This is a genomic window from Streptomyces sp. NPDC088746, assembly GCF_044751065.1.
In the GTDB taxonomy this organism is placed as follows: domain Bacteria; phylum Actinomycetota; class Actinomycetes; order Streptomycetales; family Streptomycetaceae; genus Streptomyces.
The window spans coordinates 1,168,644-1,193,158 of record NZ_JBIVLA010000001.1 but is presented as its reverse complement, the minus strand read 5'-3'; the positions used below and the strand labels follow the sequence as shown (position 1 = coordinate 1,193,158).

General features: G+C 71.5%; 21 protein-coding genes and 1 pseudogene. 16 read left to right on the top strand and 6 right to left on the bottom strand.

The features are described from left to right. The first annotated feature begins 102 nt into the window (after nt 1–102). Complete coding sequence (locus ACIP63_RS05610; protein ID WP_401511716.1) at nt 103–663, top strand: hypothetical protein; 561 nt, start codon at nt 103–105, stop codon at nt 661–663. 67 nt (nt 664–730) lie between these two features. On the opposite strand, the gene ACIP63_RS05605 is transcribed toward ACIP63_RS05610, so the two are convergent. From ACIP63_RS05605 to ACIP63_RS05595, 3 genes are all read right to left on the bottom strand, one after another. Further along, nucleotides 731–1,864, bottom strand: coding sequence for a CU044_5270 family protein (locus ACIP63_RS05605; protein WP_401511715.1), 1,134 nt, complete (start codon nt 1,862–1,864; stop codon nt 731–733). After that, nucleotides 1,861–2,529, bottom strand: coding sequence for an RNA polymerase sigma factor (locus ACIP63_RS05600; protein WP_401511714.1), 669 nt, complete (start codon nt 2,527–2,529; stop codon nt 1,861–1,863). Before ACIP63_RS05600 ends, ACIP63_RS05605 begins: the two co-directional genes overlap by 4 nt. A gap of 210 nt (nt 2,530–2,739) precedes the next feature. Next, on the bottom strand, nt 2,740–3,681 hold the full coding sequence (locus tag ACIP63_RS05595; RefSeq protein WP_401511712.1) for an SDR family oxidoreductase: 942 nt from the start codon (nt 3,679–3,681) through the stop codon (nt 2,740–2,742). Nucleotides 3,682–3,921: 240 nt separating this feature from the next. Here ACIP63_RS05595 and ACIP63_RS05590 point away from each other — a divergent pair, with 240 nt between their 5' ends. From ACIP63_RS05590 to ACIP63_RS05580, 3 genes are all read left to right on the top strand, one after another. Next, complete coding sequence (locus tag ACIP63_RS05590) at nt 3,922–4,770, top strand: helix-turn-helix transcriptional regulator (protein ID WP_401511710.1); 849 nt, start codon at nt 3,922–3,924, stop codon at nt 4,768–4,770. A gap of 155 nt (nt 4,771–4,925) precedes the next feature. After that, nucleotides 4,926–6,176: an ATP-binding protein gene (locus ACIP63_RS05585; protein ID WP_401511708.1), complete on the top strand. Its 1,251-nt coding sequence runs from the start codon at nt 4,926–4,928 to the stop codon at nt 6,174–6,176. After that, nucleotides 6,173–7,300 (top strand): tetratricopeptide repeat protein, encoded by a 1,128-nt coding sequence (locus ACIP63_RS05580; RefSeq protein ID WP_401511706.1) that lies wholly within the window; start codon nt 6,173–6,175, stop codon nt 7,298–7,300. Before ACIP63_RS05585 ends, ACIP63_RS05580 begins: the two co-directional genes overlap by 4 nt. A 279-nt stretch (nt 7,301–7,579) precedes the next feature. Here ACIP63_RS05580 and ACIP63_RS05575 read toward each other — a convergent pair whose 3' ends face one another. Further along, nucleotides 7,580–7,990 carry a RidA family protein gene (locus ACIP63_RS05575; protein WP_401512272.1) on the bottom strand — a complete coding sequence of 137 codons (411 nt, stop codon included), beginning with the start codon at nt 7,988–7,990 and terminating at the stop codon, nt 7,580–7,582. Nucleotides 7,991–8,094: 104 nt separating this feature from the next. Between ACIP63_RS05575 and ACIP63_RS05570 the strand changes: the two genes are divergently transcribed. The 5 genes and pseudogenes from ACIP63_RS05570 (at nt 8,095) to ACIP63_RS05550 (ending at nt 10,529) form a co-directional block, all read left to right on the top strand. Next, complete coding sequence (locus tag ACIP63_RS05570; RefSeq protein ID WP_401511704.1) at nt 8,095–8,532, top strand: hypothetical protein; 438 nt, start codon at nt 8,095–8,097, stop codon at nt 8,530–8,532. Nucleotides 8,533–8,539: 7 nt separating this feature from the next. Beyond that, complete coding sequence (locus ACIP63_RS05565) at nt 8,540–8,974, top strand: hypothetical protein (protein WP_401511702.1); 435 nt, start codon at nt 8,540–8,542, stop codon at nt 8,972–8,974. A 177-nt stretch (nt 8,975–9,151) separates the two neighbouring features. Beyond that, nucleotides 9,152–9,800: pseudogene (locus tag ACIP63_RS05560) on the top strand (RDD family protein). Nucleotides 9,801–9,943: 143 nt separating this feature from the next. Then, on the top strand, nt 9,944–10,288 hold the full coding sequence (locus ACIP63_RS05555; protein WP_401511700.1) for a hypothetical protein: 345 nt from the start codon (nt 9,944–9,946) through the stop codon (nt 10,286–10,288). Further along, complete coding sequence (locus ACIP63_RS05550; RefSeq protein ID WP_401511699.1) at nt 10,275–10,529, top strand: hypothetical protein; 255 nt, start codon at nt 10,275–10,277, stop codon at nt 10,527–10,529. Before ACIP63_RS05555 ends, ACIP63_RS05550 begins: the two co-directional genes overlap by 14 nt. Nucleotides 10,530–10,803: 274 nt before the next feature. Here the strand turns inward: ACIP63_RS05550 and ACIP63_RS05545 are convergent, their stop codons facing one another. Beyond that, on the bottom strand, nt 10,804–12,321 hold the full coding sequence (locus tag ACIP63_RS05545; protein ID WP_401511697.1) for a PucR family transcriptional regulator ligand-binding domain-containing protein: 1,518 nt from the start codon (nt 12,319–12,321) through the stop codon (nt 10,804–10,806). Nucleotides 12,322–12,437: 116 nt separating this feature from the next. On the opposite strand from ACIP63_RS05545, the gene ACIP63_RS05540 reads away from it, so the two are divergent. The 7 genes from ACIP63_RS05540 to ACIP63_RS05510 all read left to right on the top strand — a co-directional run bounded on the left by ACIP63_RS05540 (nt 12,438) and on the right by ACIP63_RS05510 (nt 23,837). Then, nucleotides 12,438–13,901 (top strand): sodium:solute symporter, encoded by a 1,464-nt coding sequence (locus tag ACIP63_RS05540; protein ID WP_401511695.1) that lies wholly within the window; start codon nt 12,438–12,440, stop codon nt 13,899–13,901. A gap of 95 nt (nt 13,902–13,996) precedes the next feature. Then, nucleotides 13,997–14,965, top strand: a complete 969-nt coding sequence (gene speB, locus ACIP63_RS05535) for an agmatinase (RefSeq protein ID WP_104785935.1) — start codon at nt 13,997–13,999, stop codon at nt 14,963–14,965. Then, nucleotides 14,962–16,644: a thiamine pyrophosphate-binding protein gene (locus tag ACIP63_RS05530; RefSeq protein ID WP_401511694.1), complete on the top strand. Its 1,683-nt coding sequence runs from the start codon at nt 14,962–14,964 to the stop codon at nt 16,642–16,644. The genes speB and ACIP63_RS05530 overlap by 4 nt, the downstream gene beginning before the upstream one ends. A 244-nt stretch (nt 16,645–16,888) precedes the next feature. Continuing rightward, the gene (locus ACIP63_RS05525; protein WP_401511692.1) at nt 16,889–17,752 is read left to right on the top strand and encodes a serine hydrolase; all 864 of its coding nucleotides are present in this window, start codon (nt 16,889–16,891) and stop codon (nt 17,750–17,752) included. A gap of 279 nt (nt 17,753–18,031) precedes the next feature. After that, the gene (locus ACIP63_RS05520) at nt 18,032–21,724 is read left to right on the top strand and encodes an ABC transporter ATP-binding protein (RefSeq protein ID WP_401512271.1); all 3,693 of its coding nucleotides are present in this window, start codon (nt 18,032–18,034) and stop codon (nt 21,722–21,724) included. 101 nt (nt 21,725–21,825) lie between these two features. Continuing rightward, nucleotides 21,826–22,266 carry a hypothetical protein gene (locus ACIP63_RS05515; protein ID WP_401511691.1) on the top strand — a complete coding sequence of 147 codons (441 nt, stop codon included), beginning with the start codon at nt 21,826–21,828 and terminating at the stop codon, nt 22,264–22,266. A 77-nt stretch (nt 22,267–22,343) separates the two neighbouring features. Further along, on the top strand, nt 22,344–23,837 hold the full coding sequence (locus tag ACIP63_RS05510) for a S28 family serine protease (RefSeq protein ID WP_401511689.1): 1,494 nt from the start codon (nt 22,344–22,346) through the stop codon (nt 23,835–23,837). Nucleotides 23,838–23,876: 39 nt separating this feature from the next. On the opposite strand, the gene ACIP63_RS05505 is transcribed toward ACIP63_RS05510, so the two are convergent. Next, nucleotides 23,877–24,500, bottom strand: coding sequence for a hypothetical protein (locus ACIP63_RS05505; RefSeq protein ID WP_401511687.1), 624 nt, complete (start codon nt 24,498–24,500; stop codon nt 23,877–23,879). Nucleotides 24,501–24,515 lie beyond the last annotated feature (15 nt).

Here is a 24,515-nt window from a genome sequence, read left to right as displayed (position 1 = left end):
AGGCCCGGGCCGGGGGCCTCTAATGCGATGAGACCGAACGTTCTCCCTCGCATGTGGTGGACGGCTCGGCTGTATCCCTGCGCGTCACCGAAAGGCACTTACGTGGACACTCTCGTCAGCACCGCGCCCCCCAGCGTCCCCGCGACCTTGCGAAAGCTGTATGTCGGGCGCTTCGCGTTCGCCGCGGTCTGGGCCGGGCTCCTGTTCGCGACCGCCGACACCCTGGGACCGCTCAGTGTGGCGCTCCTGCTGATCTATCCCTTGTTCGACGTGGCGGCCGCGGTCGTCGACGTACGGTCCGCCAAGGCGAACGGCGGTACGGCGCCGGCCCTCCACGTGAACATCGCGATCAGCTCGCTCGCCGTCATCGGCCTGGCGGTCGCCGTCACATCCGGCATTCCGGACGTCCTGCGGATCTGGGGAGCCTGGGCCGTCGCCTCCGGGCTCGTCCAACTCGTCGCGGGTGCCGTTCGCCGGGCACTGGGCGGCCAGTGGCCGATGATCATCAGTGGCGCCATCTCCGTACTCGCCGGCACCTCGTTCATCACGCAGGCCGGCAGCGGCGATCCCACGCTGGTGAACCTCGCGGGCTACGCCTTCCTCGGAGGTGTGTTCTTCCTCGTCTCGGCACTCCGGCTGAAGCCCACGCGCAACCGGGCGTGACGAGGGCGGTGCGGAAGAGGCCGGTGCCGGGGCGTGTTGGTCACGCCCCGGCAGGTCCCCGCCGGGATCAGGTCGTCGACGGCTTCTCGTCCGACGGCCTCTCGTCCGACGGCCTCTCGTCCGACGGCCTCTCGTCCGACGGCCTCTCGCGGAGGGCGTCGACGACCCCGCGCTCCAGGACCGCCGACTTGCTGAGCAGGGTGCCCTTCTTGCCCATGGTGGTGTCCCGGATGAGGTAGGTGCGCTCGCCCAGGTACTCCAGGGTGGCCGGGTCGAAGATCCAGGCGGTGCGCCAGCCGGCCCGGGTGTCGTCGCGGGCCACACCGATCCCGTGCCGGCCGGCCGCGTCCACCGCGTCGGGGTCCACGGTCACGCCGGGGATCTTCGCCGCCGCCTTGTAGAGAGCGGCCGCGGTCTTCGGCGGCATCACCGTCTCCCGCAGCAGCTCACCCATGGCGTCGAAGGTGTCCTGGGTCTGGTTCCGGTCCTCGGCCGGGGTGTCGCGCGCGTCCTGGTCCCGGGTGATCTCGGTGGTGAGCCGCCGGAGCAGGACGTCGGGGTCGGTGGGCAGCGAGGCCAGCCACGTGTACGTCGGCCGGTTGAGGCCCGCCGGGTAGCCGACGGGAGTCTCGCCGTCCGGGACCCCGACGGTGATCGGGAGGTACGAGCCCTCCTCGTGGATCAGGCCGACATCGATCACCGGTCCCGCCTTCTGCGCCATCCAGACCTCACGCTCGTGGGGCTTGCCCAGCTTCAGCGGACCACCGAATTTCCCCTCGCTCCCGGTCTGCAGTGTCTTGACGTACACGAACTGGTCGCCGGTGACCGTCTGTTCGTCGCTCTCCCCGGCGACCGACGCGATCCGGTCGAGCAGTACGGCCGCACCGCCCGAGGCCGGTGCGTGGGAGCCGCTGGCCGCTGCGGACGGTGACGGAGCGCTGTCCTGACCGATGACGGCGAGCGTGGTCAACAGCACCCCGCCCAGCGCCAGTCCGGCGGCGGGCAGCAGAACGGCAGGGCGCAGGAGGCGGGAACGGGGGCGAGCGGTGGCGCGGTCGTCGTCCTGGTCGATCAGACGCATCAGGGTGTCCTTGTGGTGGAGATGACGGCCCGGGGGCAGGTCCCGTTCGGCCGGGGCCGGCAACAGCCGGTCCAGTTCCTCGCGTTCGGCCTGCTCGGGGCCGGAGGTACGGTCGTTCATCGGGCTTCCTCCTGGATGGGCAGGGCCACGAACGGGGCCCTGCTCCCTACCTCTCCGCGGCCGGGGCGGGGTTCCCGGCCTGATGGGACCGCTTCTCCGGATCGCGCCTCCCGCGCGGACCCGTCCGGTGCCCGGCCCAGCTCCTCGTCGGTGAGCCGGCGCAGCCGGGCACGGGCACGGGACAGCCGCGACCGCACGGTGCCCACCGGGATGCCGAGGGCCTCGGCGGTCTCGGCGTAGTCCAGACCGGACCAGACACAGAGGACCAGCACCTCGCGTTCCTGGCGGCGGAGCCCGCCCAGTGCCTGCCGCACCGCGGCGAGTCGCCGTCCGTCGTCGACACGCCCTGCCGTGGCGTCCGCGATGTCCGCCACCGGCTCCGGGGCGGGGCGGCGGGCCAGGAAGGCCAGGCGCCGCCCGGTGCCGCGGTTGGCGTTGCGCGCCTTGTTCGTGGCGATCCCGAGCAGCCACGGCCGCAGCGAGTCGCCCTCCGGTTCGACGGCGTGACGGGTGCGCCAGGCCGCCAGGAAGGTCTCGGACAACACCTCCTCGGCCGTCGACCAGTCGCCCGTCAGCCGGTAGGCGTGGTTGTAGACCGCCCGCGCGCACTCCTCGTAGAGCGCGGCGAACGCCTCGCGGTCGCCCGCCCTGATCCGTGCACGCATGCGCTCCCGATCTCCCTGTTCGTTACACCTCACACCCCCTACCTCTCCGGCCGGACCTAGGAGTTCCGGTGACCCGCGCCACACGGCGGCGAGCCACTGCTGACGGACGGCCCGGCCCGCCGACGGCAGGTGATGCCACGGCGTTCCCGTCGCTGCTCGGCTGAACAGAGGCGGCCTCGCCCCGTCCGGCCCCGTCCCCAGGAGCGGGCCCTATCCCCACGAGCGAACGCCCGTGAGTTCCTCGGAGATCCGCCAGATGCGCTGCGCGTCCTCCCTGCCGCGCAGGCGGCCGTACAGCTTCTGCTCCGCCGGGCCGCCACCCATGTGCCCGATGCCGCTCGGTCCGTAGAACCCGCCGCCCACGGCCTCGGGTGACGTGGCGGCGTGGAGGGCCGGCAACTGCGCCGTGTGCACCGTTCCGACCACGACGCCGCGGGCGGACAGGGCGCGGATCAGTCGCACGCCCAGGGTGTCCTTGGCACGGCCGACCTCGGGGCGGGCGGCGAGCAGGCTCGTCGGCGCGACTCCCGGGTGGGAGAGGTTGCTCGTGATGCCCCAGCCCGCTGCCCTGCTCCGGCGGTCGAGTTCGAGCCCGAAGAGGCCGAAGGCGATCTTCGACTGGCTGTACGCGCGCATGCCCTTGTACGAACGCTCCCAGTTCAGGTCGTCCCACTGGATGGCGTTGCTGTTGGCGGCGACACTGACCTGCGACGTCACGCGGGCCTGCCCGGCGCGCAGGAGCGGCAGCAGGTGGTTGACCAGGGCGAAGTGGCCCAGATGATTGGTGCCGAACTGCAGCTCGAAGCCGTCGGCCGTCGTCTGCCGGTCGGGCGGGGTCATGACGCCGGCGTTGTTGACGAGGAGGTGGATGGGGCGGTCCTCGTCCAGCAGGGTCTTGCCGAGCTCCGCGACGGAGGCGAGCGAGGAGAGGTCGAGGGTGCGCAGCGACACGTTCGCGCCGGGGGCCTGCTCACGGATCCTGGCGGCTGCTGCCTCGCCCTTACGCGGATTGCGCACCGGCATGACGACCTCCGCGCCGGCGGCGGCCAGCCGCGTGGCGATGCCGAGCCCGATCCCGTCACTCGCTCCGGTGACGACGGCGCGCCGGCCGGTCAGGTCGGGAACGGTGATGTCGATGTCCTGTCGTGGCATGAGTGCACTCCCTGATGAAGTCGTTGCCCCCACCGTGACCCCGACGACCGGACCTATCCAGGGACTCCCGATCCACCGATACGCGGGGCCGGCGGGGCCAGGCTAGAGCTGACCTGCACGGACTGCGCCGGGACACGCCCGCCGCCGCCCCGCACCCCCTGTCGTAGAGGGGGATCGACGATCAGTGGATAAGCACGGGTGCGCGCGCTACAAAGGATCCGTACGAGAGGGAGAGAACGCATGGAGATCGACCGAGCCGGGCTCGCGGCGTTCCTGCGGCGCCGCCGGGAGCTGCTGCAACCCGAGGACGTCGGCCTCCCGCGCGGACAGCGGCGCAGGACCAGCGGCCTGCGGCGCGAGGAGGTCGCCGAGCTCTGCCACATGTCGACCGACTACTACGCCCGGCTGGAGCGCGAACGCGGCCCCCAGCCCTCGGAGCCGATGATCGCCTCGATCGCGCAGGGACTGCACCTCTCCCTCGACGAGCGGGACCACCTGTTCCGCCTCGCCGGCCAGGCCCCGCCCGTACGCGGCACAGGCACCGTCAGCGAGCACATCAGCCCCGGCCTGCTGCGCATCCTCGACCGGCTGGACGACACGCCCGCGGAGGTCGTCACCGAGCTCGGGGAGACGCTGCGGCAGACCCCGCTCGGCACAGCCCTCACCGGCGACACGACCCGCTACACCGGCCCGGCGCGCAGCATCGGCTACCGCTGGTTCACCGACCCGGCCGCCCGCGAGCTCTACGCCCCGGAGGACCACGCCTTTCTCTCCCGGATGTTCGCGTCCGGCCTGCGTGAAGTGGCCGCTCTACGGGGCCCCGGCTCCCGAGCCACCCACTACGCCGAGCTGCTCCTCGCCCGAAGCGACGAATTCCGCAACCTGTGGGACAAGCACGAGGTCGGCGTCCGCCCCCATCACGTCAAACGCTTCGTCCACCCGGAGGTCGGCGCCCTCGAACTGAACTGCCAGAACCTCCTCGACCCGGACCAGTCACACCGCCTGCTCGTCTACACGGCGGTCCCGGGCAGCGAGAGCCACGAAAAACTGCGCCTCCTCGCGGTCATAGGCCCGCACGCCCTGCGCTGACCCGCGTGCGGCGCCGTGACTCCGGTCGTTGGGAAGTTACGGACACGCATGTCGGACATTCAGGGCCACTCGCTGTCCGTAACTCCCCAACGACCGCCAGCGGCCCCGCGGGTGGATGGCCTGGGGCGTCATAGCACGGCGTTAGTCTGACGATCATGCCGGACGACTCCCCTCTCATACAGAGCCTGCGTGCCGCGGTCGCCGCCGCTCCCGCCGATGTGCCGCTGCGGTTGCACCTGGCCCAGCTCCTGCTGGAGGAGGGGCGGTCCGATGACGCCGTCGCCGAGGCGGCCGTAACCCTGCAGCACGCACCGGGTGACGCCCAGGCCCGGGCCCTGATGACCCGGGCGATGGGCGTGGCGTCCCCGGCGGAGGAACCCCCAGCGTCGGAGCAAACCCCTCGCCAACAGGCCGAATTCGACTGGGAGGCCGCCGCGGAACAGGTCGGGGACGCGGTGCCGCCGCGGTTCGCCGAGACGCCGATCCGCGCGGACGGGCAGGACGACTCCGCAGGTGCCGACGCGTGGGACGTCGAGGAGCCCGGCACCCTGCGGCTGGCCGACGTCGGCGGCATGCAGGACGTCAAGGACCGCCTGGAGGCCGCCTTCCTCGCCCCGCTGCGCAACCCCGAGCTGCGCAAGCTGTACGGGAAGAGCCTCCGCGGCGGGCTGCTGCTGTACGGGCCGCCCGGCTGCGGCAAGACGTTCGTCGCGCGGGCAGTGGCCGGTGAACTCGGCGCCGCATTCCTGTCCGTGTCCGTGAACGACGTCCTCGACATGTGGATCGGCAACTCCGAACGCAACATGCACGAGATCTTCGAGACCGCGCGCCGCCAGGCGCCCTGCGTCGTCTTCCTGGACGAGCTGGACTCCCTCGGCGCCAAGCGCAGCCGCACCGCGCACAGCGGTATGCGTAACACGGTCAACCAATTGCTCAGCGAACTGGACGGCATCGACTCGGCTGCGAACGAGGGCGTCTTCGTACTGGCAGCCACCAACGTGCCCTGGGACGTGGACAACGCCCTGCGTCGCCCCGGCCGCCTGGACCGGACGATCCTCGTCCTGCCACCCGACGGGCCCGCCCGGGAGGCGATCCTCCGCCACCACCTGCGGGACAGGCCCATCAAGAACATCGACCTGGGCAAGCTGGCCAAAATCACCGACGGTCTGTCCGGCGCGGACCTGGCCCATGTCTGCGAGGCCGCGGCCGAGCGGGCACTGCTGGACTCGGCGCGCACCGGTACCGTTCGGATGATCGACATGAAGGACCTGCTGGCCGCCGCGCGCGACGCAGTACCGTCCGCCGAGCCGTGGTTCGCCTCCGCGCGCAACGTAGCGATGTTCGCCAACGAGGGCGGCATGTACGACGACCTGATGGCGTATCTGAAGAAGAGGCGCAAGCTGTGACCGCGATACTGCACCCCACCGTGGAGCGGGCCGACCTGCTCATCGACCTCAAGCGGTACGAGGAGGCCAGGGAACTGCTGGCCGGGCGGCTGGCGGAGGACCCTGAAGACATCCGGGCCTGGGTCAAGCTTGCCCGCAGCCACCTCTTCGGAGACAAGAAGGAGGGCGCGAAGGCACTGGAAGCCACCGAGCGGGCACTGGCACTGGATGCCGAGGACATCGGGGCTCTCACCATTCACGCCCACGCCCTGCGTGCGTCGGGCCGCTTCCCGGAGACCGAGGGCGTGCTGCGCGAGGTGATCCGCCTGGCCCCCGGCCACTGGCACGGCTACGCGCTGCTCGCCGACTGGCTGTGGCGCATCAGAATGATCAGCTCCGGACAGGCCAACGGCGGCACGGCCCGGCGCGAGGACATGACGGCCGGTCTGCGGGAGGCCGACGAGCTCGTCCGGGAGGCCATCCGGCTGGGTCCCGAGGAGGTGTACGCCTACGAAGTGGCGTTGCTGATCGCTGACATGACGGGCGACCGGGCCGCTGCCGACCAGTGGGAGGGGGCCATCCTCCGGATCGACCCGCAGCACGAGGATGCCCTGACCCGGCAGGCGAAGAAGGCGGCGACGGCCCCCGGCGTCAAGGCGACGGAGGCCGCCACCTTGTACGCCGACGCGCTGTCCTCCGCCCCCGGTTCGACGCTGATGCAGCGCGGCCTGGACGAGGCCTCCTACCGCCTGCTGCGCGGCGTCCGCTGGCTGGCCCTGCTCTGCCTGGCCCTCTCCGCCGCGGGCATCGACCTGTTCGCGACGGAGGGGGAGACCCAGCGGGAGCTGCCGCTGGTGCTCGGCCAGCGGCTCTGGGACCTCATCCCCATGGCAGCCATCTGGGTCCTGGGAGCCCTGCTGCGGTACCGCCGCCTGCGCGCCGGCATCCAGGTCAACCTGCTGTCGCTCATCCGGCGCCGTACCTGGCCCCGCGTCGTCCTTGGTCAGGCAGCGTGGGTCATGCTCTGCGCGCTGCTGATCACCCAGATCCCTTGGACGCAACGCACGGTTCCGCTCGTGTTGTTCTGGGCCGGCTTGGTGCCGGCGGTGGCGACGATGTGGTTCGACCGGAAGAAGACCGGCTGAGCCCAGCGCCCCTGGGGCCGGCGCAACTCCACGGGTTGACGGGCGAGCCGCCCCGGGCCGAGAGCTACGGGCGCCCGCACCGGGCGATGGCGGAGGAGTTCGACCCTGCGGTCGCGAGGGGCGACGCGAGCGTCCTTTTCGGCCCGCAGGAGGCCGCGATGGCCTCGTGTGTACGTCACCGGGTGCTGGACGCGTTGCCGTTCTGGGAGGCGGGCGCACGGCGAGGGCCTCAGTTCTCAGCGGACGGCACGACGCAGGGACTGAGCTGCCCCGTGATGATCAGGCGTCGAGCACGGCGGCGACGCCTTCGATCTCCACGAGCTGGTCGTAGTACCCGAGCACGGTGACGCCGAGCAACGTGCTCGGGACGTCATGGTCGCCGAACGCGTCCCGGACCACCTCCCAGGCGGTCACCAGGTCTTCCTGCCGCGTGGAGGCCACCAGTACGCGCGTACTGATGACGTCCTCCAGACCGGCCCCCGCCGCCGCGAGTGCGGTCTTCATGTTCTCGAGGGCCTTCGCCGCCTGGCCGGCGTAGTCGCCGACGGCCGCTGTCGACCCGTCCTCGTTCAGCGGGCACGCCCCGGCGAGGAAGATCAGCCGTGCGTCGGCGGGTGCGGTGGCGGCGTAGGCGTACTCGGCCACGTCGGAGAGGGCGGTGGAACGGATGAGTGTGACGGCGCGGGGCATGGCGTCCAAGTCGTGTCGGCTGAAGAGGAATCCGTATTCCTAGCAGACCGTTCTCGGGGCTGCCCCCCATTTTTGCGCCCACCGCGCGTGCATAGGCTGCCGGGATGGGTGACATGTACGCAGTCGAGCTCTCGCTGAATCTCCGCGCCACGGTGCCGAGCGCGGTCGTGGACGAGCTGGAGTGGCATCTCGGCACTGAACTGACCGGACCGGGCGATGTGTTCCCCCTCCTTGCCGAGCGTGGACCTGCGTGGCGCATCGGGGGCCTGCTGGTGGGTGAGCTGCACCGGACAGACAGCGGATGGGCCCTCACCGCACGCCAGGAGGTGCACGCGGAGTGTCTACCCGACCTGGAGCCGCTGCTGGAGCAACTGGCGCGGCACAGCAGCACCGAGGGCGTCATCGGGCAGATCCGCTTCTACGAGGACCATGTGCCGGAACTGCTGATCAGTGAGGCGGGAACACTGGTACGGATGTCGCTCAAGCCTGACGAAATGCCAGGAGCTGTCCGGCCGGACGCGGGCGCGGGCGGTCCGGCATGATGTCGGGGTGAGCGTCATCGTCGAGTTCTTCGCTGCTCCGGACGACGCGTCCGCGGCTCTGGCTCTCCGGACCGGGCCACGCGCGTTCGCGTCGCTCTCCTTCGGCAACTTCGATCCCGAAGAGGCTGTGGTCGAGTGGGAGTGCCTGCTTGCCGGCGGCAGCGTCGAGGAACTCGTCGAAGCGGATGAGCCCCGTCTCGTCGCCGGCCAGGACGACGATGACGGGTGCGTCGTCTTCGCGATCTCGCCCCGCCTGTCCACGGCACTCGCCGAGGCCGAACGGTCCGAGTTGCAGGATGCCGCCGCCGCATGGTCCTTGCAGCGGGCGGAGGACGGCGAGCTCATCGACACGGAGATCGCCGAAGTGATCCTGTGCGATCTGGCCGCGCTCGTCAGCAGCGCACGGCTCCAGGGACGAGGCGTCTACTGCTGGGTCGCGTAGGTAGGAAGACATACCTCGCCCGGCCGGACAGGTCCTGGTCGGATTAGACAAGCAGACAGTCCTACGAACACGATGATCGCGCACAATCGCGGCTGCACGGGGGGCAACTGCGCGTGGCGTGAAACAGCCCTCCGCTCAGGTCGCTCCGTCCCCACCTCGGAACTGGAGAGCTTCGCCATGAGCTTCGGCGATCCCAACAACCCTTACAGCCAGCAACCCCCGCAAGGCCAGCCCGGCTACCCGCAGCAGGCACCGCAGGGCGTGCCCCAGCAGCCCGGCTACCCGCAGCAGGGCGCATCGCCGCAGTACGGCTACCCGCAGCAGGCGCCGCCCCCTCCGTACGGGTACCCGCAGCAGCCGTACGGGGCGTACCCGCCGCCCGGCATGCCGGGGGCAGGGCTGCCGCCGCTGGCCCACTGGGGGGCAGCGCTTGGGCGGGTACCTGCTGGATGTGCTGATCATCGCCGGCCCGATGTACGCGCTCGGCTTCATCGACCTGGCGGGCAGCGATGACCCGGCGACTGCCGAGCCTGGAGTCTTCTTCGCGATCGGCGTCGTCTACGCCCTCGGCATGGCCTTCTTCCAGCTCTACCTGGAGGGCAAGACGGGCCAGACGACCGGCAAGAAGGTCCTCGGCATCAGCCTGCACCGGGAGGCCGACGGCAGGCCGCTGGGGTTCGGCATGGCGTTCGTACGCAAGCTCGCGCATTTCCTGGACAGCTTCGCGTGCTACCTCGGCTGGCTGTGGCCGCTGTGGGACGAGAAGAACCAGACCTTCGCCGACAAGGTGTGCAAGACCGTCGTCATCAAGGTCAACAAGGGCTGAGTTGTCGCCCGAGGCCAGACCGGGTGGGGGCCGGGCGGTCGGCGTAGGCAGTCCTCAGTGCACCCGCCAGGGGGCCTCCCCTGGCGGGCTCAGCGCCTGGCCGAGCAGCTTGTTCGGCGTCGTGACAGCGGGCGGAGCGCAGTGTGAAAGTCGCCGCAACCCGCCGCCAGGCCGACGGTCCCGCTCTGGCGCCGGCTGTGGTGCTGACCGGCTGTAACGACTCGGCCCCGGCCAAGGGCGGGAACAGTCCCAGCCCCGACGCGACGAAGGACAAGACGTCCTTCCGCCTGGGGGAGCCCAGCCCGCTGCAGGACAGCATGCTGATGACGTCGGCGGACAGCCAGTACACGGTCACGCCCACGAAGGTGCAGATGGGGACGGCGGCCGACCTGGACAACTCCGGCCTGGAACCAGCGGAGTTGCCGGGCCCCCAGGGTTCCCGTGTGCGTGTGGCCAAGAGCGGCAAGACGGGCCATGAAGATCGATGAGATGGGCAACAGCCTGGTCATCAGGACGGACCGAGGGGACCGCGCCAAGGCCGTCTTCGTCCTCATGGGCGACGCCACCCGGCCGAACTGCCCGACCCCGGACTCCGAGAAGAGGCTGAACTCGGGGGAGTCGGCGAAGATCTGCACGGCGTTCCTCATCACCAGGGGCGAGAAGGCGGAGGCCGTTGAGCTCACCCAGGGATTCAGCGGCGAAACGCTGGAGTGGCCGGTCCAAAGCTAGCGCTGGAGGACGGGCAGTTGAAGGCGGCAGGCCGCCAGCGCCATGCCCGCAGATCGAGATCGTCGGCCACCTGGTCGGTGACGTCGTGCTGCCGAGCCCGAGCCCGACCGTGAGTGACGGCCGATCATAGCGTCGGCGTACCCCCACCGACTCCAGTAGCTGGCTGTCGTAATCCCGTGCCATGCGTCGTCCGTCGCCTCAGTCGTCCATAGCGTCAGTCGTGGTCGCTCCGAACATAAGGCACGGGCGGCCGGGTGTGTTCCAGGGGGCGGATTCACGTACGCGCGGGCCCATGGTCCCGCAGTGCGAACCACAGTTCCGTCCGTACGTCCATGTCGTCCAGGTCCGCGTCCAGCAGCGCCGCGCACCGGGCGATGCGCTGGCGGACCGTGTTGCGGTGGACCTTGAGGGCCACCGCCGTGCGGTCCCAGCTGCCGTGGAGGCTCAGCCAGCAGCGCAGCGTCTCGGCCAGGGGCTCGGTGAGGGGGGCCAGGAGCGCGCGGGCGTGGGCCTCGGCGCGGTCGGGCGGGATCAGGGCGGCCAGGCCTCCGGTGCCGGGGCGGTGCGTGGTCAGCGCGGCGCGGGTCGCCTCGGCGTGGCCCAGGGCGCGGGCCGCCTGGGTGTCGGCGTCGGGCAGGGCGGTGACCGGGGCGGGGCCGGAGACGCCGAGGGTCCAGCCGGGCTGCGGGGGCACCGCCTCGTGGCGGCCGGGGAGAAGGACCCGTACGGTCTCGCGGTCCACGTCCGAGAGGGCGGAGCCCAGCGCGGCGCCGAGGGCCCCGGCGTTCAGCGCGCCGGCCGGGGTGCCGTCGGCCCGCCGTGCGTGGACCACCGTCCAGGCGTCGCCGTCGCCCAGCAGCGGGGCCACGTCCTTCGGGGCCGCGCCCAGCAGCAGCCGTACGAGCGCCGCCGAGCGGCCCGCCGCGTCGGCGCCCTGGTGCGGGGCGGTGAGCAGGGAGAGCAGGACGACGGCGATCCCCGCGACGGTGTGGTCGCCGAAGTCGCGCCGGGGCGTAGCCAGGGCGAGGGCCAGCCCCTGCCCGCCGCCGAGCGCGTACGCGAAGAGGTGGGTGCCGCCCCGGGTGTCGGTCGCCGACGAGGGGCTCGGCTTACGGTCCGGGGCGGGGCCCGTGGAACCTGAGGGCGCGGTGGGCCCAGTGCCGGAGGGGGGCGTGGGCGCCACCACCCGGGCCAGCCGGGCCAGGGCCGTCTGCACATCCGGTGCCGGGCGCCCGCCCGCCGCGTGCAGCACACCGCCGTCCGCCGTCAGCAGCGCCACCCGCCCCTCCAGCTGCACGGCGAGCTGGCGCAGCACAGCGGGCACCGGTTCCGGGCGGGCCGCCGCCGTCGCCAGGGCCTGCTGGGCCCGCGTCACCCGGCGCAGCTCTCGGTGGCGGGCCTCCGCCATGAGCCGCCACACCGCCTGGGCGATCGCGGTGAAGCGGGTCTCCGGCGGCACCTCCAGCAGCGGCAGCCCGTGCCGGTCGCACGCCTCCACCAGGGCGGCCGGGACCGTGTCGTGCACCGGGGCCACTCCGAAGCCGAGCGCCGCCGCCCCCGCCTGCACCAGCCGGGCCACGTAGGTGTCCGCGTCCGTGAGCTGCACCCCGGCGCTCAGCAGCAGCTCACCGCCGAGCAGATACGGATACGGGTCGGCCATCTCCGAGGTGTGCACCCACAGCAGATCCGCGTGGTCCGGACCGGCGATCCGGCGCAGCCCGAGCTCCTCCCGGGCCAGCAGCTCGGAGAGGGCGATGGGAGGGGCGGGCGGCCCGGCGGGGGAGTCCGGCATGGATGGTCCATCCATTCAGCTTCATGAGGATGGAGGAAACGTACACTTTAGCGTCGGCTTCCGGCCACCTACCGTCTTCACGAACCTGTTGAAACGCGTGGAACGGAGGGAAGCCCATGGCTGTCGACTACGCCGTGATCGTCGTCTACCTGCTCGGCATGCTCGCCATGGGCTGGTGGGGCATGCGCCGCGCCAAGTCCAAGAGCGAGTTCCTGGTCGCGGGACGGCGGCTCGGCCCCTGGATGTACTCGGGCACCATGGCCGCGATCGTCCTCGGCGGTGCCTCGACCATCGGCGGCGTCGGCCTCGGCTACCAGTACGGGCTCTCCGGCGCCTGGATGGTCTTCACGATCGGCCTCGGGCTGCTCGCCCTGTCCGTGTTCTTCTCCGCGCGCATCGCCCGGCTGAAGGTCTACACCGTCTCCGAGATGCTCGACCTGCGCTACGGCGGCCGGGCCGGGGTCATCTCCGGTGTCGTCATGTGGGCGTACACGCTGATGCTCGCGGTCACCTCGACCATCGCCTACGCCACCATCTTCGACGTCCTGTTCGACGTGAACCGGACCGTCGCGATCATCCTCGGCGGCACCATCGTCGTCGCGTACTCGACGCTCGGCGGCATGTGGTCGATCACGATCACCGACATGGTGCAGTTCGTCGTCAAGACGATCGGCGTCCTCCTCCTGCTCCTGCCGATCGCCGTGGTCAAGGCGGGCGGCTTCAGCGAGATGAAGGCGAAGCTGCCCACGGAGTACTTCGACCCGCTGGGCATCGGCGGCGAGACGATCTTCACGTATGTCCTGATCTACACCTTCGGCATGCTGATCGGCCAGGACATCTGGCAGCGCGTGTTCACCGCGCGCAGCGACCGCACGGCACGCTGGGGCGGCACCGTCGCCGGTACGTACTGTCTGGTCTACGCCGTCGCCGGTGCCGTCATAGGGACGGCGGCCAAGGTGATGTACCCGAAGCTGCCCAGCGCCGACGCCGCCTTCGCGACGATCGTGAAGGACGAACTGCCGGTCGGCGTACGGGGACTGGTGCTGGCCGCCGCGCTCGCCGCGGTGATGTCCACCTCCTCCGGCGCCCTCATCGCCTGCGCGACCGTGGCCAACAACGACATCTGGTCGCGGCTTCGGGGCGTGGTCGCCAGGGAAGGCGGCGAGGAGCGGGACGAGGTGAAGGGGAACCGGGCCTTCATCCTCATCATGGGCGTCGCCGTCATCGTGATCGCCATCGCGCTCAACAACGTCGTCGAGGCGCTGACCGTCGCCTACAACCTGCTGGTCGGCGGCTTGCTGGTGCCGATCCTCGGGGGCCTGCTCTGGCGCCGGGGCACGGCGGCGGGCGCGCTGGCGGCCGTGGCCGTCGGCGGTGTCGCGGTGATCGGACTGATGGCCGCCTACGGAATCCTCGCCAACGAGCCGGTCTACTACGGGCTGATCGCCTCACTCGCGGTGTACGTCGTCGTCTCGCTGGCGACCAGGCCGACCGATCCCGCCGTGCTGACCGCCTGGCGTGAGCGCCTGGCCGGGCGCGGTACCGAGGACCCGGCCGCCCCGGACCCGGTCGCCGTCTGACCGCCCGTCCACCGGCCCAGACGGGCCCCTGGCAGACTGAATACCGTATGAACGCCCACAAGGCGCGCATGGCACAACGAAAGGCACCCGCACCCATGAGCAGCAACGAATCGCCGCGCGGACCCGTCGACTCCTCCCGCGTCCCGCGGTACGCCGGACCCGCGACGTTCGCCCGGCTGCCCCGGCTCGACGAGGTCGGCTCCGCCGATGTCGCCGTCGTCGGCGTGCCCTTCGACAGCGGCGTCTCCTACCGGCCCGGCGCCCGCTTCGGCGGCAACGCGATACGGGAGGCCTCGCGCCTCCTGCGGCCCTACAACCCGGCGCAGGACGCCTCCCCCTTCGCCCTCGCCCAGGTCGCCGACGCCGGTGACATCGCCGCCAACCCGTTCAACATCAACGAGGCCGTCGAGACCGTCGAGGCCGCCGCCGACGACCTGCTCTCCACCGGCGCCCGGCTGATGACGCTCGGCGGCGACCACACCATCGCGCTGCCCCTGCTGCGTTCCGTCGCCAAGAAGCACGGTCCCGTCGCCCTGCTCCACTTCGACGCCCACCTGGACACCTGGGACACCTACTTCGGCGCCGAGTACACCCACGGCACCCCGTTCCGCCGCGCCGTCGAGGAGGGCATCCTCGACACGGAGGCGCTGTCCCACGTCGGCACGCGCGGCCCGCTGTACGGCAAGCAGGACCTCACCGACGACGCCAAGATGGGCTTCGGCATCGTCACCTCCGCCGACGTCATGCGGCGCGGCGTCGACGAGATAGCCGACCAGCTGCGGCAGCGCATCGGCGACCGCCCGCTCTACATCTCCATCGACATCGACGTGCTCGACCCGGCGCACGCCCCCGGAACCGGCACCCCGGAGGCCGGCGGCCTCACCTCGCGCGAGCTCCTGGAGATCCTGCGCGGGCTCTCGTCCTGCCACCTCGTCTCGGCGGACCTGGTCGAGGTCGCCCCGGCGTACGATCACGCCGAGATCACCTCCGTCGCCGCCTCGCACACGGCGTACGAGCTGACGACGATCATGTCCCGCCAGATCGCGGAGGGCCGCACCCAGTGAGTCACGACCACGACGACCGGCCGCAGCTCACCGCCGCGCAGGCCGAGGCCGCCCTGAACCCCCCGCCGGGACGCAACGGCGGCGACCTCGTCGTCGAGACCCTCCAGGGCCTCGGCGCCACCACCGTCTTCGGGCTGCCCGGCCAGCACGCGCTCGGGATGTTCGACGCGCTGCGCCGCTCCTCGCTCTCGTACGTCGGACTGCGCGTCGAGAACAACGCGGGCTTCGCCGCCGACGCCTACGGACGGATCACCGGCGAGGTGGCGCCCCTGCTCCTCTCCACCGGTCCGGGCGCCCTGACCTCCCTGGCCGCGCTCCAGGAGGCGGCAGCCGCGTCCGCGCCCGTGCTGGCGATCTCCAGCCAGATCCCCACCGCCGGACTCGGCGGCGGACGCCACGGCTATCTGCACGAACTCCGCGACCAGAAGGCGTCCTTCCGGGACATCGTGAAGTCCGTGCACACCGTGCGCACGGCGTCACAGATCCCCTCCGCGATCGCCGCCGCCTGGGAGTCCGCGCTGACCGCCCCGCACGGCCCGGTCTGGGTCGAGATCCCGCAGGACGTGCTGCTCGCCGAGACGATCCTGCCCGTCGTCAGCGCGCTCGACGCCACCCCGCGCGAGCTGTATCCGCGCCCCGAACTGACGCTCGCGGCCGCCCACCTGCTGTCGAACGCCGAGCGCCCGGTGATCATCGCGGGCGGCGGAGTCGTACGCTCCGACGCCTCCGGCAAGCTGCGCGCGCTCGCGGAGAAGATCAACGCCCCGGTCGTCACCACCTTCGGCGGCAAGGGCGCCTTCCCCTGGGAACACCCGCTCTCGCTCCGGTCCTGGCTGGAGGACCGGTACACCACGGACTTCCTGGAGTCCGCGGACGTGCTGCTGGTCGTCGGCTCGGGACTGGGTGAACTCTCCTCGAACTACCACACGTTCGCCCCGCGCGGCCGGGTCGTCCAGATCGAGGCCGACGCGGGGAAGCTGGAGTCCAACCACCCCGCGCTCGGCATCCACTCCGACGCCCGCGAGGCCCTGGCCGACCTCCTGGACGCCGTGGAGCCCCGCGAGGACGACACCGCGCCCGAGCGTGTCCGGGAGCTGCTGGAGCGGGTCCACGAGCGCATCGCGGCACAGGACCTCACGCTGGAGCAGCAGGTGCTGGCCTCGGTCCGCGAGGCACTGCCCGACACCTCGCCCAGCTTCTGGGACATGACGATCCTCGCCTACTGGGCCTGGTCCGCCTTCGACGCCCGCCGTCCGAACACGATGCACTCGGCCCAGGGTGCGGGCGGCCTCGGCTACGGCTTCCCCGCCGCGATCGGCGCCGCCGCGGCCGACCCGACGAAGCCGGTGCTCGCGGTCTCCGGCGACGGCGGCGCGATGTACTCGATCGCCGAGCTCGCCACCGTGCGGCAGTACGACCTGCCCGTCACCTGGCTGATCGTCGACGACGGGGGTTACGGCATCCTGCGGGAGTACATGACGGGCGCCTTCGGCGAGGCCACGGCGACCGAACTCTCCCGCCCGGACTTCGTCGCCCTCGCCGAGTCCTTCGGCGTCCCGGCGGTCCGTGCGACGCCGGAGACCCTCGCCGCCGACCTCGGCAAGGCCCTGGCGGCCCCCGGGCCCGCGGTCGTCGTGCTCCCGGCGCTGCTGAAGATGTTCGAGCCGACGCACCTCTGACCCCGGCCCTCCGCCTGTGACCCCGGCCCTCCGCCGTGTCCCCGACCGGCTTCCGGCCCGGGGCCCGGCGGGGGTGAGCGGCGTGGCGTCGGTCACGGGGCCCGGCCCGGAGGCCTTGCGGCGCGGGACCGGCGCCGGGGGCGGCCTCCCGCCTGTGTCCCAGGCCATAGCTCGGTTTGTCCGTTCCGCGCATCATGTCCGGGTGCTCCGCAGGGGCGGCCGACGAGACAGTGCGGAGGACGGTATGACTCACCAGCGGATGACCCGGTACACCGGCGCCGCGCTCGGCGCCGCCCTGATCGGTGGCGCTCTCGTCCCGGCGGCCGTGGCGTCGCCCGCCACCGCGGCACCGGCCCCCGCCGTCTCCTGCGCCTCGGACCGGGCCGGGCTCGCCGCGAAGATGTCCAAGGACATCACCGCGGCCCTCAAGGGGCACAAGTCCACCACCGCCCTGGCGGTGCAGGACCACCGGACGCGTACGAGCTGCACGCTGCGCCCCGCCCAGCAGGTGGACTCGGCGAGCGTGGTCAAGGTCACCGTCCTCGCCGCACTGCTCTGGGACGCGCAGAAGACCGGCCGGCCGCTCACCCCGCACGAGAGCAAGCTCTCCACGGCCATGATCACCGAGTCGGACAACGACGCGACCACCGAGCTGTGGGACGAGCTCGGCCCCGCGAAGGTCAAGGGCTTCCTCAAGGCCGCGGGAATGACCCGTACGGCACTGGACGCCAAGGGCGCATGGGGGCTCACCCAGATCACCGCCCATGACGAACAGCGTCTGCTGACCCTCGTGACGGCCAGGAACAAGGTCCTCGACGACAGCTCGCGGACCTTCGTCCTGGACCGGATGCGCAAGGTCGTCCCGGAACAGCGCTGGGGCGTTCCGGCCGGCGCCCCCGGCGACGCGACGGTGCAGCTCAAGAACGGCTGGCTGGAGCGCTCCACCCACGGCTGGCGCGTGCACAGCGTCGGCGCGTTCAGCGGCAAGGGCCACGACTACGTGATCACCGTGCTCACGCAGGACAACAAGACGATGGAGGACGGCATCGACACCATTCAGGCCGTCTCCAAGGCCGTCCACAAGGACATCGGGCCCGCCGCCCACTGAGCGCCGCCGCTTCCGCCGCCCGAGTCCTAGGACCACCGGCCTCCGGGATCCGCCCATCGGCCGAGAATTGTTGCGGGAGGATGAAATCTTGGGCCGGCCGCGTTGGAGTCTTGCGGTAGGCCCAGGCGGGGCGACGGGGCGACACAGGAGGCACGCGTGGGCGCGGAGAAACAAGGCGCGGAGAAACAGGGCGCGGAGAAACAAGGCGCCGGGACGCAGGACTCCGGGAAGCAGGGCGCCGGGACGCAGGCCCCCGAGACACAGGCATGGGGCCGGCGGCTGAGCGGATACGCCTGGCGCTACCGGCGCAACGTCGTCCTCGCGCTGGGCTCGTCGCTCGCGGGCATGGCCGTGATGGCACTCGTCCCCCTCATCACGAAGGTGATCATCGACGACGTCGTCGGCAGCCACACCCGTTCCCTCGGCGTCTGGACCGGACTGCTCATCGGCGCGGCCGTCCTCGTCTACATCTCCACCTTCATCCGCCGCTACTACGGCGGGCGGCTCGCCCTGGACGTCCAGCACGACCTGCGTACCGAGATGTACGGCACCCTCACCCGGCTCGACGGGAAGCGCCAGGACGAGCTCTCCACCGGGCAGGTCGTCGGGCGGGCCACCAGCGACCTCCAGCTCATCCAGAGCCTCCTCTTCATGCTTCCGATGACCATCGGGAACATCCTGCTCTTCCTCATCTCCCTGGTGATCATGGCGTGGCTCTCGCTGCCCCTCACCCTCGTCGCCCTCGCCGTCGCCCCCGCGCTGTGGTTCATCGCCCGCCGATCCAAGGCGCGCCTCTTCCCGGCCACCTGGTACGCCCAGAGCCAGGCCGCCGCCGTCGCCGGAGTGGTCGACGGCGCCGTCTCGGGCGTCCGGGTCGTCAAGGGGTTCGGCCAGGAGGAGCAGGAGACCGGCAAGCTCCGCGAGGTCAGCCGCAGGCTCTTCGCGGGCCGGCTGCGCACCATCCGGCTGAACTCCCGCTACACCCCGGCGCTCCAGGCCGTCCCCGCACTCGGGCAGGTCGCGATGCTGGCCCTCGGCGGCTGGCTCGCCACCCGGGGCGAGATCACGCTCGGTACGTTCGTCGCCTTCTCCACCTACCTCGCCCAGCTCGTCGGCCCGGTCCGGATGCTCGCCATGGTCCTCACCGTCGGCCAGCAGGCCCGCGCCGGTGTGGAGCGCGTCCTGGAGCTGATCGACACCGAGCCGTCCATGGAGGACGGCACCAAGACGCTCCCGGCCGACGCCCCCGCGAGCGTCGAGTTCGACGACGTCCGCTTCGGCTACGACGACGACCGGCCGGTCCTGGACGGCTTCTCCCTCACCATCGAGCCGGGCGAGACCGTCGCCGTCGTCGGGGCCTCCGGCAGCGGCAAGTCCACCGTCTCGCTGCTGCTGCCCCGCTTCTACGACGTGTCGCACGGCGCCGTCCTGGTCGGCGGCCACGACGTCCGCGAGCTGACCCAGGACTCGCTGCGGGCCGCCATCGGGCTCGTACCGGAGGACAGCTTCCTCTTCTCCGAGTCCGTCGGCGCCAACATCGCGTACGGATACCCGGGCGCCACCCAGGAGCAGATCGAACGCGCCGCGAGCGCCGCCCAGGCGCACGGCTTCATCTCCGAACTGCCCGAGGGCTACGACACCAAGGTCGGCGAACACGGGCTCACCCTCTCCGGTGGCCAGCGCCAGCGCGTCGCGCTCGCCCGCGCCATCCTCACCGACCCCCGCCTGCTGCTCCTCGACGACGCCACCTCCGCCGTCGACGCCCGGGTCGAACACGAGATCCACGAGGTCCTGGCCCAGGTCATGGAGGGCCGCACGACCCTGCTGATAGCTCACCGCAGGTCCACGCTCGGCCTCGCCGACCGCATCGCCGTCCTCGACCAGGGGCGGCTCGCCGACATCGGCACGCACGCGGAGCTGGAGCGCCGCTCGGCGCTCTACCGCCGGCTGCTCACCGACCCGGACGAGATGGGCGGGACCTCACCCGGGCACCAGCCGTCGGTCACCGCGGAACCGGAGGACGACCGCGCGCTCCTGGACGAGCTGGACGCGGAGTTCGACGCCGAGCGCGGTCTCACCCCCGGGCTGTGGATCCGGAAGGAGGAGCAGCGCGACGCGGCGGCCGCCGGTATGCCCGCCACCCCCGAGCTGCTCGCCCAGGTGGAGGCGCTGCCGCCCGCCACGGACGCCCCCGGCATCGACGAGGCGAGCGCGGTGCGACCGGAGAAGTCGTACGGCCTGCGCAGGCTGCTGCACGGCTTCGGAGCCCCGCTGCTGGTGAGCCTGGCGCTGGTCGCCGTCGACGCGGGCATGGGACTGCTCCTGCCGGTGCTGATCCGGCACGGCATCGACGACGGCGTCACGAAGATGGCGCTCGGCGCGGTCTGGGCGGCGGCCGGTCTCGGCCTGCTGGCCGTCCTCGTGCAGTGGGCGGCCCAGATCGGTGAGACCCGGATGACGGGCCGCACCGGCGAACGCGTGCTGTACTCCCTGCGCCTCAAGATCTTCGCCCAGCTCCAGCGGCTCGGACTCGACTACTACGAGCGCGAGCTGACCGGCCGGATCATGACCCGGATGACCACGGATGTGGACGCGCTCTCCACCTTCCTTCAGACCGGTCTGGTCACCGCCTTCGTCTCCCTGGTCACCTTCTTCGGCATCACGGTCGTGCTGCTCGTCCTCGACATCCAGCTGGCCCTGGTCGTCTTCGCCACGCTGCCGCTGCTGATCGTCGGGACGTTCTTCTTCCGCCGCAAGAGCGTCAAGGCGTACGAGCTCGCCCGTGAGCGCATCGGCGTCGTCAACGCCGACCTCCAGGAGTCCGTCTCCGGTCTGCGGATCGTCCAGGCGTTCCGGCGCGAGCGTGACGGCGCCGAGCGGTTCGCGGCGCGCAGCGACCACTACCGCCAGGCGAGGGTGCGGGGTCAGTGGCTGATCTCGGTCTACTTCCCGTTCGTCCAGCTGCTGGCCTCGGTCGCGGCGGCCGCCGTGCTGATCGTCGGCGCCGGCCGTGTCGACAACGGCACGCTGACCACCGGCGCGCTGGTGGCCTATCTGCTCTACATCGATCTGTTCTTCGCTCCCGTGCAGCAGCTGTCCCAGGTCTTCGACGGCTACCAGCAGGCCACCGTCTCCCTCGGCCGCATCCAGGAACTCCTGCGCGAGCCGACCTCCACGGCCGACCACGACGAGCCGGTGGACGTGACGTCGCTGCGCGGCGAGATCGCCTTCGAGAACGTCTCGTTCGCCTACGCCGACGAGGAGGAGGCCCTCACCGGCATCGATCTGCGGATCCCGGCGGGCCAGACGGTCGCCTTCGTCGGTGAGACGGGGGCGGGCAAGTCCACGCTGGTCAAGCTCGTCGCCCGGTTCTACGACCCGACGAGCGGACGGGTCACGGCGGACGGCACGGATCTGCGGCAGCTCGACAGGACGGCGTACCGGCACCGGCTGGGGGTCGTGCCGCAGGAGGCATACCTCTTCGAGGGCACGGTCCGCGACGCCATCGCCTACGGGCTCCCGGAGGCCACCGACGCCCAGGTGGAGGCGGCGGCCAGGGCCGTCGGCGCGCACGACATGATCGCCACCCTGGAGGACGGCTATCTGCACGAGGTCGCCGAACGGGGCCGCAACCTCTCGGCCGGCCAGCGCCAGCTGATCGCGCTCGCCCGCGCCGAACTGGTCGACCCCGACATCCTGCTGCTCGACGAGGCGACGGCCTCGCTCGACCTCGCCAGCGAGGCGCAGGTCAACCAGGCCACCGACCGGCTGGCGGGACGGCGCACCACCCTGGTGGTCGCCCACCGGCTGACGACGGCGGCGCGTGCCGACCGGGTCGTGGTGATGGACCGGGGCAGGGTCGCCGAGGACGGCACGCATGCCGAGCTCCTGGCCAGGGAAGGCACGTACGCCCGACTGTGGCGCACCTTCATAGGGGAGGGCATAGGGGAGGACGCCCCGGCGGGAGTGTGACGCCCCTCCGCAACTGAACGCCGTCCTCCCGCGTCGTACACCCATGCGTACGTGTGTCTGATGGGGGACGATATGTTCGAGGGGTGGATGGGGTGGACCGTGTGGTGAGACAGCTGAGGTCGTCGGGACGGACGGGGCCGAAGCGGCGGGGGCCGGCGACGGGCCGGCGCAGGACGGCGTCGTTCCTCCTCCTGCCGCTGCTCGGGGCCCTGGTGCTGGTGACGGGCCCCGTTGGGCAGGCCCCGGCGCACGCCGCGTCGCCGTGCTCCGGGCGGCTGGTCAAGACGGTGAAGTTCTCCACCGGTTCGCTGCGCGTCTACAAGAGCCGCGCCTACGCGTGCGCCGTCACCGTCGCCAAGAAGCCGGGCGCACGCAGGGCGATGCGGGTCTCGCTCCAGCCGCGCGGCGGCCGGGCGGTCGTCGACAGCGGCAGGTTCACCGCACTGGCCGGCCCGGTCACGGTGCACGCGCTCAACCGCTGCGTCCGCGCCTCCGGTTCCGTCGGGGGATCCTCCGGCTCCACGGGGTGGATCGGATGCTGACACGCGAGTGGGTCTGGCGTGACGGGTGTGACCACCGCTAGGTTCACGGCGACTGTCGTGAATCAAGGGGAGGGTGCATGCGCAAGGCGCTCAGAGGCGTTCTGTCGCTCGCGGTGCTCATAGGCACAGTGAGTGCGACCGGAGCCTCGGCCGGTGCGGCCACAGCCGCGGAACCGGCCGTGAAGCAGAGCAGCGGCCTCAGCAGCAACGAGAGCAGCGGCGAGAGCAGCAGCGAGGACATCAAGGACCGCATCCTGGCCATCCCGGGCATGAGTCTGATCGAGGAGAAGCCCTACCCCGGCTACCGCTTCTTCGTCCTGAACTACACCCAGCCGGTCGACCACAGGCATCCGTCCAAGGGCACGTTCCAGCAGCGGCTCACCCTGCTGCACAAGGACACGACCCGGCCCACGGTCTTCTTCACCAGCGGCTACAACGTCTCGACCAACCCCAGCCGCAGCGAGCCCACGCAGATCGTCGACGGCAACCAGGTCTCCCTGGAGTACCGGTTCTTCACCCCGTCCCGCCCGGCCCCCGCCGACTGGTCGAAGCTCGACATCTGGCAGGCGGCCAGCGACCAGCACCGGGTCTTCAAGGCGCTGAAGAAGATCTACTCCGAGAACTGGCTCACCACCGGCGGCTCCAAGGGCGGCATGACCGCCACCTACTTCGAGCGCTTCTACCCGAAGGACATGGACGGCGTCGTCGCCTATGTCGCGCCCAACGACGTGGTGAACAAGGAGGACTCGGCGTACGACCGGTTCTTCGCCCGCGTCGGCACCGAGGAGTGCCGGGACCGGCTGAGCGGTGTCCAGCGCGAGGCCCTCGTGCGCCGCGAGCCGCTGGAGAAGAAGTTCGAGGCGTACGCCGCCGAGAACGGCCTGACCTTCGACACCGTGGGCACGCTCGACAAGGCGTACGAGGCCGTGGTCATGGACTACGTCTGGGCCTACTGGCAGTACAGCCTGCTCGCCGACTGCGACTCCATCCCGGCCGATGCCCCGAACGCCACCGACCAGGAGATCTGGGACTCCGTCGACGGCATCTCCGGCTTCTCCGCCTACGCCGACCAGGGCCTGGCGAATTACACGCCGTACTACTACCAGGCGGGTACGCAGCTCGGTTCGCCCGACATCAAGCAGCCCTGGCTCGGGAATCTGAGCCGCTACGGCTACCAGCCGCCGCGCAACTTCGTGCCGCGCTCCATCCCGATGAAGTTCCAGCCCTCGGCCATGCGGGACGTGGACAGCTGGGTCCGGAACAACGCCGAACACATGCTGTACGTCTACGGCCAGAACGACCCGTGGGGAGCCGAGCCCTTCCGCCTCGGACACGGCGCCCGTGACAGCTACGTCTACACGGTGCCGGGCGGCAACCACGGCTCCAAGGTCGCCGGTCTCGTCGCCGACGAGAAGGCCAAGGCGACCGCCGCCATCCTGCGCTGGGCCGGAGTCGCTCCCGCGGCCGTCGAGGCCGATCCGGCGAAGGCGAAGCCCCTCGCGAAGTTCGACGCGCGCCTGGACGTGCGTGACGCCGAACTCCAGCGGGACCGGGGCACGCTGCGGCCGTAGGGCCGCTCCGCGCCGAAGTGGGCTGGGCCTGCCGGATGTTCACATCCGGTGGGCGCAGCCCACCGGCATGTCCCCGCCCAACCGCACGTACAGATCCGTGGTGCCGGGGCAGAGCGCGCGCCGCGCCACCGCCGAGCCGATCTCGAACTCCGGCGGCCGCTCGCCCGATCCGTCGCAGGCGGTCTCCCTGACCTCGCCCCCGTGGAAGCCGTGGACACAGTCGCCGACGACCGTCAGCGGGCCGCCGCCCTGGCCGGGATCGCCGGGGTGCGGGGGCTCCAGGTTGCGCATGCACGCGTACCCGCGGGGCGCGGCGGCGGGGCTCCCCGACGGGGAGGCGCCGCCGGGGGAGATGTGCAGGACGAAGTCGGTCGGTGGCGGGCAGGCCGGCCCGTGCGACGGCGTGCCGGTGTGGCGGGCCAGCACCCGGGCCCCCGCCCTCTCGCTGCCGCACGACACCTCGCGGAAGACCTGGCCCCGCGAGCTGCAGTCCCCGGGACCCAGGAACTCCACGCCGTGACCCGAGGGCGCCGCGCCGTCATGGGACCGGCCGGACGGCGTCTCCGGCGCACCGCCCGCCGGCTGCCGGCAGGCGCTCAGGCAGAGCGCCATGACGACGGGCAGCAGGGCGCGCGAGACCCTTGCGACACGGCACTTCCCCATAGAACGTCCCCCCGG